Here is a 17,993-nt window from a genome sequence, read left to right as displayed (position 1 = left end):
CCGGGCCGAGGGCCGCGCGGGCCCGTGCCAAGGGCCGACCGGCCCGGCCACGCAGCCGGTGGAGAGCTCTCGATCGGGGGCGTTCGGCCCGACGTCGCGTACGTGGGACGGCGGTCCCCGGGTGTGCGCAAGATGGTCACAGCACAACCCGCGGCTTTCGCGGAGTCGCTCCCAGCCCGAACGCGCGCGACGTTGGCGGCACACCCGTCGATGGTCGCCCGGTGACCAGGCGCGGCGCCAGGCGCAGCCCCGATGGGCGAGCACCCGACCTTCTTCGGGGCCTGGCCTCCAGCCTGCGGTCCATGGGACGCAGCCGACCCCACGGCAGGCAGCCGAAACGCTGCCAGTGGCCACCGCCGACCGACCGTAAGGCGCGGGGCGCGGACAGGAGTTCTGCCTGCAGGGCCCTGAGGACCGAATCCCGGGACCACCGGCCCCTGGGCCCGATGCCGCTCCGCCAGCACGCTCGAAGCGAGAGCCGGGCGCAAGGCCCGCGGCCCTCCCCTGTCGGAGACGGAGGTACTCCTCATGCTTCGCCCCATCGTCGTGGGTCTGGACGGTTCTGCCGAAAGCCTGGCGGCAGCGGACTGGGCCGCCCGCGAGGCACAGCGGCGCGGCCTGCCGCTGCGCCTGGTCCAGGCCTGGATCTGGCAACCGCACGACGTACCGGTCAGCGAGAGTCTGGAGACCCAGAAGCAGTGGGCCCTGGCCACCCTGCGCAACGCGAAGGACGACCTGGCAGCCCGGTACCCGGAGCTACCGATCGACACCGGACAGGTCTCCGACCTCGCCGTGACGGTCCTGCTGAACCAGGCCGAGGAAGCGGAGATGCTGGTACTGGGCTCACGCGGGCACGGCGCCATCGCCGGCTTCCTACTCGGATCCGTCGGCCAGCAGATCCTCGCTCGGGCCAAGAGCCCAGTGGTGATGGTCCGGGCAAACGAGCGGACCACTGCCGAAGCGGACCGCGCCGAGGTGGCGGTAGCCCTCCAGGACCTGGGTGAATCGGCCGAGACACTGCTGGAGTTCGCGTTCGCCGCGGCAGCCGCCCGCGGCGCCACCTTGCGCGCCGTACACGCCTGGCAACTCCCGCCCGTCTACGGCTACAACCCGGCAGCCCTGCACATCAGCGACGAGGACGGCGGCCTGGAGGCTCGCGTGACGAGGGATCTGTACGAGCTGCTGAAGCCATGGCGGGAGAAGTACCCGCACGTACCGGTGGTCCAGACGCTCGACCTCGCCTCCGCGGCCACGGTCGTACTGCAGGCCACCGTCAGTGCAGGGCTGGTGGTCGTCGGCCGAAAGGTGCACCGGCACGCCCTCGGCGCCCACATCGGCCCGGTGACCCACGCCATACTGCACCACGCCGCCGCCCCGGTGGCCGTCATCCCGCACGACTGAGGTCCGGCCGGAACGCCGATATCGCCAGGGCCACGGTCAGTCGCCGGCACGGCGCATCCGCCGCCACCGGTCACATCCACGGAGACTCGAACCATGCAGAAACTCTCACTCGACGCCCTGGCCCGCCAGCACCTGGAACGCGCCACAGCCGCATCCACCGGACGCAGTGCCACCACCGTGTACGGCGGCCACGAGCACGTCCTGCGCCAGACCGTCCTTGCCCTGACCGCAGGCACCGTCCTCGCCGAGCACGAGAACCCCGGCGAGGCAACCCTTCTGGTGCTACGCGGACGTGTCCGGCTCACCAGCGGTGGCACCGCCTGGGACGGCCGGACCGGCGACCTGATCGCCATCCCCCCGGCCCGCCACAGCCTGCAGGCGATCGAGGACGCCGCAGTGCTGCTCACCGTCGCCAAACACAGCTGACACTCGCGTCCGCAGAGCAGTAGGGCGGCTCGGTCAGCTTGGTCCCCGCCTCAGGGACTCTCGGCCCGACGACCCTACATGTACGAAGTAAAGGCGACCCAGGGCGGCAGCGGCCGCTTCGAGCTGGGAGAAAGCGAAGTACGCGCAGCCCAGCAACACGCGGGCAACGACCGCTGGCGCCTCCTCATGGTCACCAACGCCCTTACCCCGGGCCGGATGGACATCCGCATGCTCCCCAACCCCTACGCGAAACGCGGACGCGGACGCTACCGGGAGGAAGGCGGCTCGCTGCGCTTCTCGCATCAGCTTTGAGGGCAACCGACGGGATTCTCTGAGCTGCGGAAACGCGACCTCCGGGAAGTGGGCCTCCCGTGAAGGAGTGCGGAGTTTCCCGATGAACCGCGGTACGCCGATGTGGTCGGTATGGGTGGTCACGGCCGGTTCCCAGACCGCGATCGCCACCCTGCAGCTTCCGAATAACGGCGCTTCGCCAGTCGCACGCAGACACAGGCGACGCCACCATGTCGACTTCACGGCGAGGTCCCGGCACCGAGGCGCCCCCCCGCGCGGCTGCCCGACGGACGCGCTGCCCGACGGACGCACCGCGCTGTCCGACTTCGAGGGGCGCGGCTCAAGCAACTGCCAGAGGCCGAGGCACTCGCCTGAGTTCAGTGACCCACGTCACACATGGCTCCTGTCAGCAATCGGGACGCCATCTCGTTCAAGGGGCACGCGAACGAGACAGGAGCATCGCCATGAAGCATCGCATCGTCGTACTCGGCGCCGGATACGCCGGGGCCTTCGCCGCCGGGAACCTGGCTCGTCGGCTGTCGCCCACCGACACCGAGATCACCGTCGTCAACGCGGTGCCCGACTTCGTCGAGCGGATGCGGCTCCACCAGCTCGCGAGCGGCCGGGACTTCGCGGTCCGCAGGCTCGCCGACGTCTTCGCGGGGACCGGGGTGCGGCTGCGCCTGGCGCATGTCACCGAGGTCGACCCGGAGCGCAGGACAGTCGCCGTGGCCGGCGAGGACGGTGACGGCGAGCTCACGTACGACACCCTTCTCTACACGCTCGGCAGCTCGGTGGCCGACCATGGCGTGCCCGGCGTGGCCGAGTACGCCTTCGATGTGACCGGCCGGTCCTCGGCGCTGCGTCTGCGCGAGCGCCTGGCCGGTCTGGGCGCGGGCGGCACCGTGCTGGTCGTCGGTGAGGGGCTGACCGGGATCGAGACCGCCACCGAGTTCGCCGAGTCCCGGCCCGACCTCTCGGTCGCGCTCGCCGCCCGCGGGGAGTTGGGGGCCTGGCTCTCCCCGAAGGCCCGCCAGCACCTGCGCCGCGCCTTCGACCGGCTCGGTATCACCGTCCACGAGCACACCGGCATCGAAGCCGTCGAGCCGACACGGACGGTCGCCGCCGACGGCAGGTCCATACCGGCTGACGTGACCGTGTGGTCGGCGGGGTTCGCCGTCCACCCCATCGCGGCCGCCAGCGGCCTGGAGGTCGCCGAGACGGGCCAGATCGTCGTCGACCGCACCATGCGCTCGGTCTCGCACCCGGACGTCTACGCCGCCGGTGACTGCGCCTACGCGATCGGCGACAACGGCCGGCCGCTGCCGATGTCCTGCGCCTCGGCCGGGTACACCAACATGCAGGCGACCGCCGCGATCATCGCGCGCCTGACGGGCGGCGAGATCCCGACCGTCGGGCTGAAGTACCACGGCAACCACATCAGCCTCGGGCGGCGGGACGCGATCTTCCAGATGGTGGACGAGGACGTCCGGTCGAAGTCCTGGTACCTGGGCGGCCGGACCGCCTCATGGCTCAAGGCGGGCATCCTCCGGGGGGCCGGGTGGAGCATCACCCACCCGACCTTCGGTATGCCGAAGCGCAAGCGCCGCCTGGCCACCGTGCCCGACCGGGCCGGTGTGACGGCCGCCGCATAGGGTCTTCCGTATGGACAGCGCAGCCATCGATCGATTCGAGGCCGGCCGGGAACGGCTGGCCTCGCTCGCGTACCGTCTGCTCGGCTCGGCCGCCGACGCCGAGGACGCCGTACAGGACACGTTCCTGCGCTGGCAGGCCGCGGACCGGGAACGCATCGAGGTGCCGGAGGCGTGGCTGACCAAGGTCGTCACCAACCTCTGCCTCGACCGGCTCCGTTCGGCGCAGGCACGTCACGAGCGCGCCGTCGGCGACTGGCTGCCCGAGCTGCTGCTGGAGGGCGACCCGATGCTCGGCCCTGCGGATACCTTCGAGCAGCGCGAATCGGTGTCCCTGGCCGTACTGACCCTCATGGAGCGTCTCTCCCCGGTCGAGCGGGCCGCTTATGTCCTGCGCGAGGCCTTCTCGTACCCCCACGCCGAGATCGCCGAGATCCTCGACATCACCGAGTCCGCAAGCCAGCAGCACGTCCACCGGGCCCGACGCCGGATCGCCGCCGAGCGCCGCGGCGGCGAGGTGGACCCCGCGTCCGCGCGCCGGGTCGTCGAGGAGTTCCTCGCAGCCGCCACGTCGGGGCGCACCGAACGGCTGGTGGCGCTGCTCACCGCCGACGCGACCTTGGTCTCCGACGGTGCCGGACTGGCCAGGCGGCTGCTGCGGTACGAGACGCGCGAGCGCATCGCTTCCTTCGTACGGGCCGGATTCAAGCCCACTGCGGCGAAGCGGCGACTGGCCGGCGGCTCCCCCGCGATGTACATCGCGTCGGTCAACGGCTCCCCGGCCGTCATCGCCGTGGTCGACGACCGGGTCGTGGGTGCCGTGGCGTTCGAAGTCAGCGAGGGCAAGGTCGCGTCCCTGCGCGGTATCGCCGCCGCGGACCGGCTCCGGCGCCTGAATGAGGCCTGGCGGCGGCACGCACCGGACGCGCCGGTCATCCATGCATGGTGACCGCGGCCACCGGGCTCCAGCGGCAAGGGCGGAGTGAGAACGGCGCGCCTTCGGCCCCTGCGCTGCACAGCGACAGGCCTGCAGTGGGCAGAGACGTGACGGTCAGAGGCGGGCCCCTGCCCGAACGCGAAGCCGCTCTGTAGGCGCGCGCGGGGCCGGAAGCGAGCCGATGGCGAACTGCGTCCTCTCGCCCTCGATCGACCGAATTTCCGACCACGCCACGCTGACCAAGCGCCTGCCCGCGGCCTCGACGAAACCCTCCGAGAACAGGTAAAGCTCACCACGAATACGCTGGACGTTCTCCGACCCGTTGATCCAGCAGCCGGGTGATGTCGTGGCGGTTACCACCGGTCAGGGTGAGGGCGAGCGGGGTGCCGCCTGCGTCGGTGATGACGTGGTGCTACGAGCCGGGCCGGGCACGGTCGACCGGGCTCGGCCCGGTTCTGGGCGGCCGCTGCCTCACCGGCAGCAACGGCTCGATCCGCACCCACAGGTCATCCGGCACCATCCAGGGAGGACCGTTCCCCTTCCCCTTGACTCGTTCAACCAGCCAGCCAGGAAGGGGATATGGCTACGACCAGGCTTTCTATGAGGTGCTCCAATTCCCGCAGCTGACGGCCTGGAAAACAGGGTGCGGTCGGCTGAGCTGGGATGATAGCCAAGCGATGTGACAGAGACTTTTGAGTATTCCGCCCTGCTGCAACTGATCGACGAGCGGTCGGCCGCGTTCCGGAGTGCGGTTGCCGCCGCGCCCAGCCTTGACGCGCCGGTGCCGTCCTGCCCCGAGTGGACGTTGTTCGATCTGGTGCAGCACCTGGGTACGGGCCAGCGCTGGTGGGCCGCGATCGTCGCCGCGGGCCCGGCCGCTGCTCCGCCGGCCAAGGATGCCGCGGAGGCGCCGCGCGAGCTCGAAGCGCTGCTGGCCTGGTACGCCGAATCGAACGAGCTGCTGCTGAGTGCGCTGCGCGAGGCCGGCCCGGAGCGCGAGTGCTGGACGTGGTGGGCCGCCGGCGTGTCGCCGGCGGATGCCTGGGGCGTTGCCCGGCGCCGGGTGCACGAGGTGCTGGTGCACACTTACGACGCCCAACTCGCCGCAGGCGCCGTGCAGCCCATGCCGGCGGACGTGGCGATCGACGGCGTGGCCGAGTTTCTCGACACCTGCAACTCCACCCCGGCGGCCTGGCCGCACGAGGCCGCCACCATCCACTACCACGCTGCCGAGGGCCGCTCCTGGCTCCTCACGCTGGACGGCACCGGCGCCTGGCCCGCACCCCTCACGGACGACGCCGCGCCCGCCTCCGCTTCGGCCACGGGCACGGCCGAGCAACTGCTCCTCTTCGTCTGGGGCCGCCTCACGCTGAGCGACCTGAAGATCGAGGGCGACCAGCAGGTGTTCGAGCAGCTGATCGCCTGGGAGCCCGAGGAGTAGCCCGTCAACACCGCCGGCGGACGGCCTCGATGACGTCCACGTCGGTGAACGTCGCGAACAGCTCCGCCTTCGCGCGGCGGACGATCAGTACGGCCTTGTACGGCTCGGGCTCAAGCGCCTCCCGCAGCACTTCCGACTCAGCCAGCAAGGGGATATGGCTATGACCAGCCATCCTGTTAGGTGCTCTGAGGCCACACCCCTGACGGCGGCGACGCCGTATCGGACGTCCAGCGACGACGCCCGCACCCGCGACGCGACGGCTCCGGCCATCGCCCGCCGCATCACCGCCGCGCACCACGGCACCCTCTCGCTTACTGCCGGCGCTCGTGGTGCGCACTTCGCCGTCACACGCGTCGTCCTTGCGGCTTCTTCGGCGGGACGGTGACATGGCCGGGGAACTCCCTGGCCAGCCCGGCATACCCGGCGTCGGCCTGGGACTTCACCGACGGGTGGAGCCGGAACTGCCCGGCGATGCCCTCAGTTCGCACGGCGGTCTGGTCGTGCATTCGGCCGGGCCGTACGACCCCGGACAGCAGCATCCGGCCCTGTCCGTCGCTGAACGTGGTGGTCTTGGACTCGTGTTCTGCTTCTGCTTGCCAGATGCGAAGGCCCGGCGTCCGGGGCGGCCCGTCTGCGGGCGTCTGACTCGGGTCTCGGCTCCGTCGAGCCGCAGTTCGACGGCCTCGGCCTCGACGTAGGCGAAGACGTCGGCCAGCGTGCGCAGTCGTACCCCGAGCCGGGGTCGGGCACCGCGAAGCCGCGCGCCGCGAGCAGCGGGCGGACCTGCCGGATCGCCGCCTAGACGGTCGAGCGGTCGACATCGAAGGGCTCAGCCAGGGCTCAGGTCAGCTTCACAACTCACCTAACCCGGACGGCCCTTGTCACGTCACTGCCGACCGGCCCCGCCGGCACTTCCCCCAGGTCGCAAGCCAATGGGGTAGTCATAGCGTATGAACCCCTTGAAGCTCGCCACCTTGTCGTACAGTGCGCGCGCGGCGGTGTTGTCCTCCTGAGTGGTCCAGTACAAGCGGGAAGCTCCCCGCTCCCGCGATGCATCGGCCACTTTCTCGATCAGCATCCGCGCCGCGCCTCGGCCGCGTGCCGCCTCGTCGACGAAGAGGTCCTGGAGGTAGCAGCTGTCTTCCATCCAGAACGTCGGGTGGAACAGATAGTGCGCGATGCCGACCAGCTTCCCTTTCGACCAGGCGCCGATGCCGTGGAACTCGGTACCGCCCTGTAGCCGCTGCCAAGTCTCCTCGTAGCCCTCGTCCGGCACCGCGGTGCGGTAGAACGCCTTGTAACCGCGCGCCAGCACTTCCCAGTCGGCGCGATCCTCCTCACGCAACGAACCAATGTTGATCACGACTGCCCATCCTCACCCGAGAGCTTCAGCTGGTCTGCCGAACTGCCGATCTGCCGAACACTGTCAGAGTCGCCCTGGCCGGCCGTGCCGTTGCCCGTGCGGCTGCGAGGCGCCGCCAGCAGGCTGAGGACGTCGTACGGACGCGCCGCGACCGGGTGAGTCCCGGCACAGACACCAGCGCGTGCACCCCACCTTGCGTGCACTCCCAGGGATCCCGCGGCGTTGGCACAGCCGAGGTCCACTTCAGCGTCACCCACATAGGCGGTCGCGTCGGCCGGAACCCCGAGCTGCCGCAATGCCAGCAACGACCCGTCCGGCGCCGGCTTGGGCCTGTCAACCTCGTCGCCTGCGACGACCACGCCGAATCGTGCGTCGATTCCGGCGGCAGCGAGCATACTCAAAGCCACTCGCCGGGTGGCCGCCGTGAATACGCCCAGCCGCAGGCCCGCATCGGCGACTTCGTCGAGCAGGGCCGGTATGCCAGGGAACGGCCGCAGTTCGGCGACGGCCGGATCCAGGTGGGCGTGGAAGCGCTCGACCTCGGCGGGGCCGCAGGTGCGGCCGAGGAAGTGTGCAAGAACCAGCTCTGTGTGCCCGACATGCCAGCCGGCGACGACCTCCTCCGGGGAGACCGGCGGGCCGCCGAGCGAACGAATCGCGTCGGCGTACGCGCGGGACACCGAGGGGACGCTGTCCAGAAGCGTCCCATCCATGTCGAACACAACTGCACGCATGACTCACGATCCTGACTACGTCGTGGCCTTCGACGCCAGGGCCACTTCCCAAACGCTGGCTACGTTCTCGCTGCCCGCGGCCGAGTCGACCTCGCCCGGATCGAGCGGCACTGGAGGACATCCTGCGGATCATCGGCTCCATCCACACCGGAGCCGTCCGCGCCTACGACGTCATCCGGATGCTTTCCCGGGACGGGCGGCCCACCCCGCTCGGTGACGCGATCGCGCACTACGGACGGATGGCGAAGACCCTGCACATCCTGCGCCTGGCCGACGAGCCCGACTACCGGCGGCAGATCAAGGTGCAGGCCAACCTCCAGGAAGGCCGCCACGCTTTGGCCCGGAAGATCTTTCACGGCCGGGCCGGGCAGCTCTGCCAGCGCTACCAGGACGGTATGGAGGACCAGAGCGGCGCCCTGGGCCTCGTCCTGAACGCGCTCGTGCTGTTCAACACCCGCTACATGGACGCCGCCGTGAACCAAGCGCGCGGACGGCTTCGAGGCCCGCGACGAGGACGTGGCCCGGCTTTCCCCGTTCGTGCGCCACCACATCAACGTGCTGGGCCGGTACTCCTTCCAGCTTCCCGACCTGCCCTGCGGCCTGCGGCCTGCGGCCCCTCCGTGCCCTGGACGCTGTCGACGCGTAGCGAGACGCGGCGGGCGCGTCTGGCCGCGCCCGCCGCTCGCACCGTTGTGGGAACTCTATGCGTTGGCCGCCTGGACGCGGACTGCTCGGGCGCGGACCACGAAGGGCCGGGAGAGGACGGTGATGGCGATGGAGACGGCGGCCACGAAGGTGATGGCCGTGCCAGAAGTGACGTGCTGGGCAATGCCGCCAGCGATCGCGGCTCCGATACCTTGCCACGTCATACGGCCGGCGGACTCAACTCCCTGGACCTGGCCCCGGACCGGATCAGGGGTCAGCTCCAGAAGCTGCTCCTGGAGGGGCAGGGTGGCAGCGAAGCCGGCACTGGCGATGAACACCGCGGCTGTCGCCACCAGTACGGGCGGGTGGACGGCGAACAGCAGGTAGGGGGCGGCGAGCAGCAGTCGCAGGGCGAATGAGTAGCGGCGCCGCTGCTCGGCGGTGAACAGCCGCCCGACGGCAAGGTCACCGAGGAGCATGCCTGCCGATCCGGCGGCCAGGAAAACGCCGGCGTGATGGGGGGCGTAGGAGATGAACAGGGCCTCGCAGCCAACGATCAGGCCATTGGGGACCCACAGGTTCAGCAGCAGCGTGCGTTGGCCGGAGTGGGAGAAAAGCTCGATGTTCGTCGTCCAGGTCTGGCGCAGTCCAGGGCGACGGGTCAGACGGATCGAGCGTTCCCGGACCGTCACCGCCACAATGATCAATCCACCGCCGGTCAGGGCGGTGGCGACGGCGAAGACCTCCTGCGGGCTCAGGTACCGCAGCAGTACGGCGCCGATGGCGTAGCCGAGGATGGCCATGCCTCCCGAGGTGATGTTCATGAGCGAACGTGCCAGTGCATATGAGGAGTTCGGCACTACCTCGGCGAGCAGCCCCATCCGTGTGCCCGTTCCCAGGGACTGGAAGAACCCCAGTACAAGGAGCAGACCGAACCGGGCGGCGAGCGGCAGCCCTGGAACCGCCTGTGCGGCAACACCTACGAGCGATACGCACTGGAGCGCGACGAGGGTCCGGCGAGGACGGCTTCCGTCCGCGACCGACATCAGCGTCAGCGCACCGAGTACCGTCGCGAAGGTGGCGCCGTACATGCTCACAGCGGTCAGGAACGGGGACGCGGTCTGCTGGTTGACCAGCGTGCCGAGCGCGAAGCCCGACAAGGTGCTCGCGGCGACCGTCAGTGTGAAGCTGGCGTACAGGCCGACGAATTCACGGTTGCGGAGCAGGTCACGGTAGGTGGTGGGAGGTGTGCCGGAGGCAGATGTGTCAGAAGGCATGAAAAAAGCCTTCGCGCGCACTCAACTTGGGGCGCCGAAGGCCGACTTCTCGATTATAGCAAGTGCCCCAGTCTCTCCACGGCCCGTATCGGGCCGGGGGAGACGCGGACGCGGATACGCACCGGTCTCGGCAGCACCGCACATTCACCGGCGGCTGTCGCCAGGTGCGAGCAGACTGGTCAACTCCGAGATCGCCTCGTGCGAGGGCTCGAAGTAGCGGCGGACGTTCTCGGGCTACTTGTGCCTCGACTTCGCCGTCAGCATCAGCAGGGAGGCGCCCTGCTCGCCCAGGTGGGTCAGGGCGGGATGACGGTACTCATGAAGGTCCCAGCCCGTCCCCGGCCCACGCACGGCGGTGTGCTCGTCGAGGAGGGCGCGGGCCTGGCCATAGGAGAGGCGGGCCAGGCAGGTGTCCGGGCACGCGTCGCGCGGGCTGACCACCTTCCCCGGGCCTGGGCGGCGCTGGGTGACGAACACCGGCCCACGGATACGGCCGCGCAGCAGCCGGGGAAGGAGCCGCGGTGCCGGCGTCCCAGTAGACGGTCTCCAGCACGAAGTCCTCGCGCGCCTGACCTCGTCGGCGGGCCTTGCTGCGGGCGCCCTTGGCCTTCACCGGGCAGCGGCGGGCGAGGCGAGGTCCAGGTCCTCGATGTTCACGCCGAGGATATCCTCCGCGCGGGCGGCGGTCTCGTAGAGCATCCGCCACAGCGTCTTCTCCCGCAGGTGGACCTCGCGGCGGGCGATGAGCCGGTCCACGCACATCTTCGAGCGGGCCGGGCTCTCGGAGTCCGGCACCGCCAGCCGCTTCGTCCAGGCAGGGACCGCCGGACCGTCGTAGCCGTACGACTCGCACCAGCCCAGCCAGGAGAGCACCACCGCCCGGCGGGCATTCCAGGTGTTGACCGCCGCAGTGCCCCACAGCAGTACCAGTGCCTCGCCGATCTCGTCGTCCGCGACCGACCCGAGCGGGCGGGCCTCTCCGATCCGCTCGGCGGTCTTGCCGACCCTGACCCCGTAGCTGCGGGCGGTGTCGGGTTGCGGAGCGAGTCGAGGAAGGCTTCGGCCGCCGAGCGGACGGTCAACTCCTTCCCGGTCGGCAGTTGCACGACGGTTGGCACTGCTTCCCCCTTGCCACGGACAACAGGGCCGCTTCACGTACGGCCCGGAAAACGTCACCGCAGGTGACGAACCAAGCTCCCGCAGATAATGGGGCGTTGTCCGTGGAACAACTTCACACCGGCCCCGCGACCAGCATCCCGCCAGCCGCCCAACAGCGACGACGAGGGCTTAGCGCCGGTTTCCGTTCCGATGTTCCTCGCCCCCCCGGTTACGATCGCGCCACCTCACCGGGCTGCTCTTGTCGGGCTCGCTCTGGGCACGACACCGGTCAGCAGGTCCGAGGGTCCCTGTCGCCGTCCTGATCATCCGAGTGACAGTTCGATGACACGTTCCTCGTACCGGACGCGGGCCGGGGAGAAGTCGTACGGCATCTTGCCGATGGCCTCCATCACGCTCATCCTCGCCCCGTCTTCTTCCTCGTCGGCATGCTCGTCCTCCCGGTCCAGGAGGACGTTGAGGACCTCTTCCAGGCCGGATGTTTCGATGGCGGCTGCCAGGGCGGCCTCGTGATCACATCGCTGGGCGGCCAGGTCTTCGATGCGGGGGTCGTCGGGGGACATGGTGTCGTCCAGGGCCGCCTCGGCCTCGGCCAGTCGGTCCTCCTCGGCCCGCAGCTCGGGGTGGGTGGCCAGGACGATGAACCGGTTGGCCTGGCTAGCGGCGCCCAGGGGGCCGAAGATGCGCTCCGTGACCAGGAGGGTATCGAGGTCGGCGGTGCGCAGGGCTCCGGGCGGTAGATCGCGCAGGCGGCCAGTGACCAGCGGTGAGAGCAGGCCCAGGGGGCTGCCCACCTCGCGGAGACGGTTCACGGCGGCCCGCTGGGCCTCGATGGCTGCAGCCTTGGAAGCGAGGGACTCCTCCAGGCGGGCCAGGGACTGCTCGATACCGGCGGTGCCCGTGAAGGCGGCGTGGATGTCATCCAGGGAGATACCGGCATCGGCCATCCTGCGGATCCACAGCAGGCGGATCATGTCGTCGTATCCGTAGCGGCGGCGGTCATCGCTGCCGCGTTCCGGTTCGGCGAGGAGCCCGATGGCGTGGTAGTGGCGGATGGCGCGGGGTGTGGTCCCGGCGAACGCGGCGGCATCGCCGATCTTGACCTGGCGGGGAATCGCAGGAAGGGGCATGCGAGGGAACCTCTCGATGTCGTGCTCGCCGCCTACTGGACCACATGCCGCTACGGCACATGCAAACCCTCTGTCGTGGGGGCGCGCGCCTGTACTCCGGCACCATCGAAGTCGTACGGACCGCTGCACGGGTGGAGAAGACGTACCGGATGAGCAGACCTGGGCAACGGCCTGAGGGGTGGGGCATTCAATCAACGGGCGCCATCAGCGCGGCGGCGTCCCTGGTCACAGGCGAGTGGTGAACCGGCCGTCGGGCAGTTTCCGCAGCCAGCCTCGATCGACGAGTCTGATCAGTCTCCCGCGGCGCGGTTCCAGCTTGGCCCGCATCGCGACGTCGACTCCCAACATCTCGCCGACCTGCCGGGCCATGACCGGTCCTGCAGACTGCCGCACGGCAGCGAGGATGCGCTGATGAATCCCGTTCCGCGCGCCGCGCGGTGATCCGTTCCAGCAGCGCGGGATCCAGCATGCACAGGATCGTAGAAGGCGGCCCCGCCGCAGCGGGCAGGAACTGGAGCGCAGAGCTAACGTTGCCTGATGCGGCGCCAGCTGGGACCGGCGAACCGACCGAGCTGACGGACGATCCATGCCGTAGACAGCCGCCCATGACCAGCACGAGCACCCCGAAGGACCGTCACACCAGCCCGTAGACCTGCTACTTCAAGTTGGCGGAGGCTCACCGCTCCGCACGCGACCACACCACCGTCCCGATGTCACGAAGGAGTGCGCGATGGGAACGTACGAGGATGTCTTCCGCGCCAGTACCGAGGACCCGGAGCAATTCTGGCTGACGGCGGCGGAAGGCATCGACTGGGACGTCGCTCCGCACCGCGCCCTGGACCCCTCGGGCGCGCCCTTCTACCGCTGGTTTCCCGACGGACGGCTCAACGTCTGTTACAACGCGCTCGACCGGCACGTCGCGGCCGGCCGGGGTGAACAGTCCGCACTCGTCTACGACTCACCCGTGACCGACACCCGGCGCACCTACACCTACACCCAACTGAGGGACGAGGTGGCGGCCTTCGCCGGAGCTCTGGCGGGACTCGGCGTGCGGCACGGCGACCGAGTGGTGATCTACATGCCGATGGTCCCGGAGGCTGTCGTCGCGATGCTGGCCTGCGCACGGATCGGTGCGGTGCACTCGGTCGTCTTCGGCGGGTTCGCCCCGCACGAACTCGCCCTGCGCATCGACGACGCGGCCCCCAAGGTCGTGGTCTCCGCCTCCTGCGGCATCGAGGGCAAGCGTGTCATCGCGTACAAGCCCCTGCTCGACCGGGCGATCGAACTCGCGGCCCACAAACCGCAGAAGACCGTGATCCTGCAACGCCCGCAGCGACCGGCCGAGTTGGGGCCCGACGACCTCGACTGGACTGACCTGATCGCCGCCGCGGCCCCGGCCGACTGCGTTCCCGTCCCCGCCACCGATCCCCTCTACATCCTCTACACGTCCGGAACGACCGGGAAACCGAAGGGGGTCGTCCGTGACAGCGGCGGTTACGCGGTAGCTCTGCACTGGTCGATGGGTGCCGTATATGACGTGGGCCCGGGCGAGACGATGTTCACCGGCTCGGACGTCGGTTGGGTCGTCGGCCACTCGTACATCGTCTACGGGCCCCTGCTGGCCGGGGCCACGACCATCCTGTACGAGGGCAAGCCGGTCGGCACACCGGACGCCGGCCAGTTCTGGCGCGTCGCCGCCGAGTACCGGGCCAAGACCATGTTCACCGCGCCCACCGCCTTCCGGGCCATCCGCAAGGAGGACCCGAAGGGAGCGCTCACCGCCGACTACGACCTGACCGGCCTGCGCCACCTCTTCCTCGCCGGCGAGCGCCTCGACCCCGAGACCTACCACTGGGCAAGCGCTCTCCTGGGAATCCCGGTGATCGACCACTGGTGGCAGACCGAGACCGGCTGGCCCATCGTCGCCAACCCGGTCGGCATCGAAACCGCCCCCGTCAAACCCGGCTCCCCCACCCGCCCTCTGCCGGGCTGGGACGTCCGCGTCCTCGACCCCTCGGGCGAGCCCGTACCCGCAGGCGTCGACGGCGCCCTCGTCGTGAAGCTCCCCCTACCGCCCGGCGCGCTTCCCACTCTCTGGAACGACGACGAACGCTACGTCGCCTCCTACCTCTCCGCCTACGAGGGCTACTACCTCACCGGCGACAGCGGCCACATCGACGACGACGGCTACGTCTTCGTCATGGGCCGCACCGACGACGTCATCAACGTCGCCGGACACCGACTGTCCACCGGCAGCATGGAGGAAGCCCTGGCCGCCCATCCCGACGTCGCCGAATGTGCCGTCATCGGCGTAGCCGACGAACTCAAGGGCCAGATCCCGCGCGGCTTCGTCGTCCTCAAAGCCGGCATCAGCCGCGACGCGACCGAGGTCGAGGCCGAACTCGTCCAGCTCGTACGCGAACGCATCGGCGCCGTCGCCTCCCTCAAGGACGTCGCGGTCGTGGCGGCCCTGCCCAAGACCCGCTCGGGAAAGATCCTCCGCAAGACGATGCGCGGCATCGCCGACGGCCACGACGAACCCATCCCCTCCACCGTCGACGACGCGAGCGTCATCGAAACCCTGCGCCCGGTTCTCCGCCGCGCCGATCACAAGCCGTGAACGGCTGCCCCAGGACATGAGCCACGGGGAGCACGCTCCACACCGACGGACGACGGTGCCGATCACCTCGCACGCGGTGGACAGTCCTGCGACGCTCCGCCGGACCGCCCAGGCGGCCTCGGACGGCTGTCCGGACCCGGCACCCGACGCAGGGCAGACGCACACCTGTCCGGAAGGCTCGGGTCCGGCTCGCGCACGGGCCACTGGACAGCCGCTCCGGCTCCGCGTCACGGCCGACGATGTCCGGCGGGCCATGTCCGGCTGGCGATGTCGGCGGGCCATGAGCCCACCCCGGGCGCCTCGGGCCTTCGCTCCATGCTCCTGGTCCCGCGGTATGCCCGCGGAGGCCCGCTGGGACTCGCACGGTTCGTGCACCGTCAAACGGCAGACCCCTTGACGACGAACTGCTGCTGCCCAGGAGATCGCCTCCAGAGCAGCGGTGAACATCGCGCATGAGCCTGCGCCCGAGGGAACATCGAACCCCAGGCGCGTCAACACCGCAGTGGCGCACGGCGGCCCGGCGACCCGAGGAGCTACGGGCCGCCGCCGACGCGCGCCACAGCCGTTTCACCTCGCACTCCGGCGTTCTGCGCCCTGCGCAGGTCAAACAGTTAAGGGGGAAGAGACGAAAAGGGGTGAGGCATCGGCGCGTGTGGGGCAAGGCTCGCTTCACCGGTCGCCGTTGAGGGTCACCCTTGAGAGGAGGGCACTGGGAAGAGCATGCAACTACTGGTGGCATGGGCGAGCAGCCGGTCCGTCTCGTCGAACAACTGCGCCTGGGCGAGGGCGGTTTGCCGACTCTGGCTGACAACCGTGCCGATCGCCCGCACCGTGCCCGTGTCCACGGTGATCCGCCGAAGGAACTTCACCGTCAAGTCCAGCGAGGTGTAGACCACGCCCTGCGGCAAGGTGGACTGAACGGCGCAACCCGCAGCCGAATCGAGCAGGGTGGCGAAGATGCCGCCGTGCACGCTGCCGATCGGGTTGTAGTGCTCCTCCCCCGGCGTCAGCGAGAAGACCGCCCTGCCGGGCTCCACCTCGTCCAGGGCGAAGTCCATGGTGCAGCTGATGGGCGGCCCCGGCAGTTTCCCCGTCTGCAGCTCACGTAGGAAATCGATGCCTGCCATGCGCCCGGCGGCTTCCGCCAGGATCGCGGGATCTTCCCATTGATACGTACGTGTTCGTCCCACGACCGAGCGCCTTCCTGCCTGACTTTTAGAAATGAAGCTAGTTGTGAGCCCACCTGACTGTCAATGAAGAAGTCAGGCCCCTATGATGGCGGGATGGAGTGGCTTGAGGCGAGCACGGAGAACTGCCCCGTGCAGCGCACGCTCGACGTGGTCGGAGAGAAGTGGACGCTGCTGATCCTGCGTGACGCCGTCAACGGAGTCCGTCGCTTCGACGACTTCCACCGCCACATCGGCCTGTCGGAAGCCGTCCTCAGCGACCGCCTCCGCAAACTGGTCTCGTCCGGTGTCCTGAAGACCGTTCCCTACCAGGAGGCGGGCAGCCGCTCCCGCAACGAGTACCGGCTGACCCGCAAGGGCTGGGACCTGTGGCCCGTCCTGATGGCGCTGAGGCAGTGGGGCGAGGCGTACGCCCTTGATCCCGAGGGCCCGGTACTGGACGTTCGCCACACCGACTGCGACGCTCCGCTCCGCGTCGTCGTCGAGTGCTCCGAGGGGCACTCCGCCCTCACCCCCGGGGAAGTCACCGCCCGGCTGGAGCCGTGGTGCGCTACGCCAAGGAGTACAAACAGGTGACCCGGCAACGGATCATCGAGAAGTCTGGCCAGCGATTCAGCAGGACGGCATAGACGGCTCGGACATCTCCACGCGGATGTCGGACGCCGGGCTCACCAACGGGGCCTTCTACGCGCACTTCGCCTCCAAGGACGACCTGGTCGCCCACGTCATCGCCGACCAACTGCGCACGCAGATCGCCGCGTACGGCACGCTGCGGCCCGGCCGCGCCGGACTCGAGGACCTCACCCGCGAGTACCTGTCGCCTGCGCACCGGGACCACCCCGGAACCGGATGCCCCTCCGCCGCCCTGCTCGACGAGATCGGTCGTTGCGAGGACGCGACCGAGCAGGCCTACACCGACGGCGCGCGGAACATCCTCGGAGATGTCGCCGCCAGGGCGGTTGATCACTTTGCCCGACCACTTCGACGCCGACGCGATCACCGCTGCCCAGGCTCTCACTGAAGCCGGGGACCAACAGCTGGCGCACGCCCTCAAGCACGCCCGTGAGGGCCGACTGGCTCAGTTCCTGGCAGGTGCACCCCACTTGCTGCGCCGCTACCACACCGCGACACCAGCAGCGCGAGCGGTGCTCGAGGCCGCCATGGACGCCCGCCGCCTCGGTGTCGGCCCGCACCTACCGATGACATTCCTCTGCCATGCAGCCGAGGGCTACCTCACCGACACCGAGTACGACGCCCTGAACGACGACTGGTTTGATCAGGCTCTTGCCGAGCTCGGCCAGCCCGTTCACGGCAACCTGGCTCCCCTGTATCACGCATCCGGCCGCGCCGAGCCGACCGTACCCGTGATACCGAAGCCCACTCCTGGGCGGTGCCCACGGCGTATCAGCTCGCCGACTACCTGGAACAACACGGCCGACGCGTCCGTTGGACGCAGTGCCCGCCGGCGTCGTTCTGGGACGCAGCTCACCTATGCCTCACCAACGTCGACGATCTCACCGAGCTGGCCAGGGCCGCCTCCGTCCGTCACCGCCTCTACTGGGCCCATCGTCTGTGGCGCCGGGCTGCTCACGCGGGCCACAGTCCCGCCTTTCTCTCACTCGCCCGGATACGGGAGGGACTCGGGGATCGCGAGGCGGCGGAAAAGTTGTGCGCACGGGGTGCCGAGGGCCGGTGACTTCGACGTTCCATTCCAACCTGCCACGCTGCGAGGACCCACTCCCCTGTGGGGGCCGGCCGAGACGGCTACGTCTC

Annotated in this window: 16 protein-coding genes and 4 pseudogenes; 10 read left to right on the top strand and 10 right to left on the bottom strand. The window is 69.6% G+C overall.

What is annotated here, in order from left to right:
• Nucleotides 1-528 precede the first annotated feature (528 nt).
• The 5 genes from ACFYNL_RS36070 (at nucleotide 529) to ACFYNL_RS36050 (ending at nucleotide 4,719) form a co-directional block, all read left to right on the top strand.
• On the top strand, nucleotides 529-1,401 hold the full coding sequence (locus tag ACFYNL_RS36070) for a universal stress protein (RefSeq protein ID WP_388811422.1): 873 nt from the start codon (nucleotides 529-531) through the stop codon (nucleotides 1,399-1,401).
• Nucleotides 1,402-1,494: 93 nt separating this feature from the next.
• The gene (locus tag ACFYNL_RS36065) at nucleotides 1,495-1,827 is read left to right on the top strand and encodes a cupin domain-containing protein (RefSeq protein WP_388811419.1); all 333 of its coding nucleotides are present in this window, start codon (nucleotides 1,495-1,497) and stop codon (nucleotides 1,825-1,827) included.
• Between the two features lie 78 nt (nucleotides 1,828-1,905).
• A complete protein-coding gene (locus tag ACFYNL_RS36060; RefSeq protein WP_388811417.1) occupies nucleotides 1,906-2,139 on the top strand; it encodes a hypothetical protein in 234 nt (77 codons plus the stop codon).
• 443 nt (nucleotides 2,140-2,582) lie between these two features.
• Nucleotides 2,583-3,773, top strand: coding sequence for an NAD(P)/FAD-dependent oxidoreductase (locus tag ACFYNL_RS36055; protein WP_388811414.1), 1,191 nt, complete (start codon nucleotides 2,583-2,585; stop codon nucleotides 3,771-3,773).
• Between the two features lie 10 nt (nucleotides 3,774-3,783).
• Nucleotides 3,784-4,719 (top strand): sigma-70 family RNA polymerase sigma factor, encoded by a 936-nt coding sequence (locus ACFYNL_RS36050; RefSeq protein WP_388811411.1) that lies wholly within the window; start codon nucleotides 3,784-3,786, stop codon nucleotides 4,717-4,719.
• A 316-nt stretch (nucleotides 4,720-5,035) separates the two neighbouring features.
• On the opposite strand, the pseudogene ACFYNL_RS36045 reads toward ACFYNL_RS36050, so the two are convergent.
• A pseudogene (locus tag ACFYNL_RS36045) lies at nucleotides 5,036-5,164 on the bottom strand (IS5/IS1182 family transposase); the annotation flags it as partial.
• Between the two features lie 222 nt (nucleotides 5,165-5,386).
• Here ACFYNL_RS36045 and ACFYNL_RS36040 point away from each other — a divergent pair.
• A complete protein-coding gene (locus tag ACFYNL_RS36040; RefSeq protein ID WP_388811408.1) occupies nucleotides 5,387-6,148 on the top strand; it encodes a maleylpyruvate isomerase family mycothiol-dependent enzyme in 762 nt (253 codons plus the stop codon).
• A gap of 4 nt (nucleotides 6,149-6,152) precedes the next feature.
• On the opposite strand, the gene ACFYNL_RS36035 is transcribed toward ACFYNL_RS36040, so the two are convergent.
• The 4 genes from ACFYNL_RS36035 to ACFYNL_RS36020 form a co-directional block, all read right to left on the bottom strand.
• A complete protein-coding gene (locus tag ACFYNL_RS36035; protein ID WP_388811406.1) occupies nucleotides 6,153-6,296 on the bottom strand; it encodes a hypothetical protein in 144 nt (47 codons plus the stop codon).
• A 196-nt stretch (nucleotides 6,297-6,492) separates the two neighbouring features.
• A complete protein-coding gene (locus ACFYNL_RS36030) occupies nucleotides 6,493-6,687 on the bottom strand; it encodes a hypothetical protein (protein ID WP_388811404.1) in 195 nt (64 codons plus the stop codon).
• 347 nt (nucleotides 6,688-7,034) lie between these two features.
• Nucleotides 7,035-7,511 (bottom strand): GNAT family N-acetyltransferase, encoded by a 477-nt coding sequence (locus ACFYNL_RS36025; protein WP_388811401.1) that lies wholly within the window; start codon nucleotides 7,509-7,511, stop codon nucleotides 7,035-7,037.
• Nucleotides 7,508-8,245, bottom strand: coding sequence for an HAD family hydrolase (locus ACFYNL_RS36020; protein WP_388811399.1), 738 nt, complete (start codon nucleotides 8,243-8,245; stop codon nucleotides 7,508-7,510). The genes ACFYNL_RS36025 and ACFYNL_RS36020 overlap by 4 nt, the downstream gene beginning before the upstream one ends.
• A 69-nt stretch (nucleotides 8,246-8,314) precedes the next feature.
• Between ACFYNL_RS36020 and ACFYNL_RS36015 the strand changes: the two are divergent.
• Nucleotides 8,315-8,854, top strand: a pseudogene (locus ACFYNL_RS36015) (Tn3 family transposase); the annotation flags it as partial.
• A 92-nt stretch (nucleotides 8,855-8,946) separates the two neighbouring features.
• Here the strand turns inward: ACFYNL_RS36015 and ACFYNL_RS36010 are convergent.
• The 4 genes and pseudogenes from ACFYNL_RS36010 to ACFYNL_RS35995 all read right to left on the bottom strand — a co-directional run bounded on the left by ACFYNL_RS36010 (nucleotide 8,947) and on the right by ACFYNL_RS35995 (nucleotide 12,806).
• Nucleotides 8,947-10,167, bottom strand: coding sequence for an MFS transporter (locus ACFYNL_RS36010; RefSeq protein WP_388811709.1), 1,221 nt, complete (start codon nucleotides 10,165-10,167; stop codon nucleotides 8,947-8,949).
• 144 nt (nucleotides 10,168-10,311) lie between these two features.
• A pseudogene (locus ACFYNL_RS36005) lies at nucleotides 10,312-11,285 on the bottom strand (site-specific integrase).
• 303 nt (nucleotides 11,286-11,588) lie between these two features.
• Nucleotides 11,589-12,413 (bottom strand): MerR family transcriptional regulator, encoded by an 825-nt coding sequence (locus tag ACFYNL_RS36000; protein ID WP_388811397.1) that lies wholly within the window; start codon nucleotides 12,411-12,413, stop codon nucleotides 11,589-11,591.
• 225 nt (nucleotides 12,414-12,638) lie between these two features.
• Nucleotides 12,639-12,806, bottom strand: coding sequence for a hypothetical protein (locus ACFYNL_RS35995; RefSeq protein ID WP_388811394.1), 168 nt, complete (start codon nucleotides 12,804-12,806; stop codon nucleotides 12,639-12,641).
• Between the two features lie 337 nt (nucleotides 12,807-13,143).
• Here ACFYNL_RS35995 and ACFYNL_RS35990 point away from each other — a divergent pair, with 337 nt between their 5' ends.
• Nucleotides 13,144-15,033 (top strand): AMP-binding protein, encoded by a 1,890-nt coding sequence (locus ACFYNL_RS35990; RefSeq protein WP_388811391.1) that lies wholly within the window; start codon nucleotides 13,144-13,146, stop codon nucleotides 15,031-15,033.
• A gap of 689 nt (nucleotides 15,034-15,722) precedes the next feature.
• Here the strand turns inward: ACFYNL_RS35990 and ACFYNL_RS35985 are convergent.
• Nucleotides 15,723-16,223, bottom strand: a complete 501-nt coding sequence (locus ACFYNL_RS35985; RefSeq protein WP_388811389.1) for a PaaI family thioesterase — start codon at nucleotides 16,221-16,223, stop codon at nucleotides 15,723-15,725.
• A 93-nt stretch (nucleotides 16,224-16,316) separates the two neighbouring features.
• Here ACFYNL_RS35985 and ACFYNL_RS35980 point away from each other — a divergent pair, with 93 nt between their 5' ends.
• Both ACFYNL_RS35980 and ACFYNL_RS35975 read left to right on the top strand, forming a co-directional pair.
• Nucleotides 16,317-16,796, top strand: coding sequence for a winged helix-turn-helix transcriptional regulator (locus tag ACFYNL_RS35980; RefSeq protein ID WP_388811387.1), 480 nt, complete (start codon nucleotides 16,317-16,319; stop codon nucleotides 16,794-16,796).
• Nucleotides 16,763-17,175: pseudogene (locus ACFYNL_RS35975) on the top strand (TetR/AcrR family transcriptional regulator); the annotation flags it as partial. The gene ACFYNL_RS35980 and the pseudogene ACFYNL_RS35975, both read left to right, overlap by 34 nt.
• Nucleotides 17,176-17,993 lie beyond the last annotated feature (818 nt).

This window comes from Streptomyces sp. NPDC007808 (assembly GCF_042868655.1).
Lineage (GTDB): Bacteria > Actinomycetota > Actinomycetes > Streptomycetales > Streptomycetaceae > Streptomyces.
Note: the sequence above shows the minus strand (reverse complement) of the source record. Positions and strands in the feature narration are given on the sequence as shown.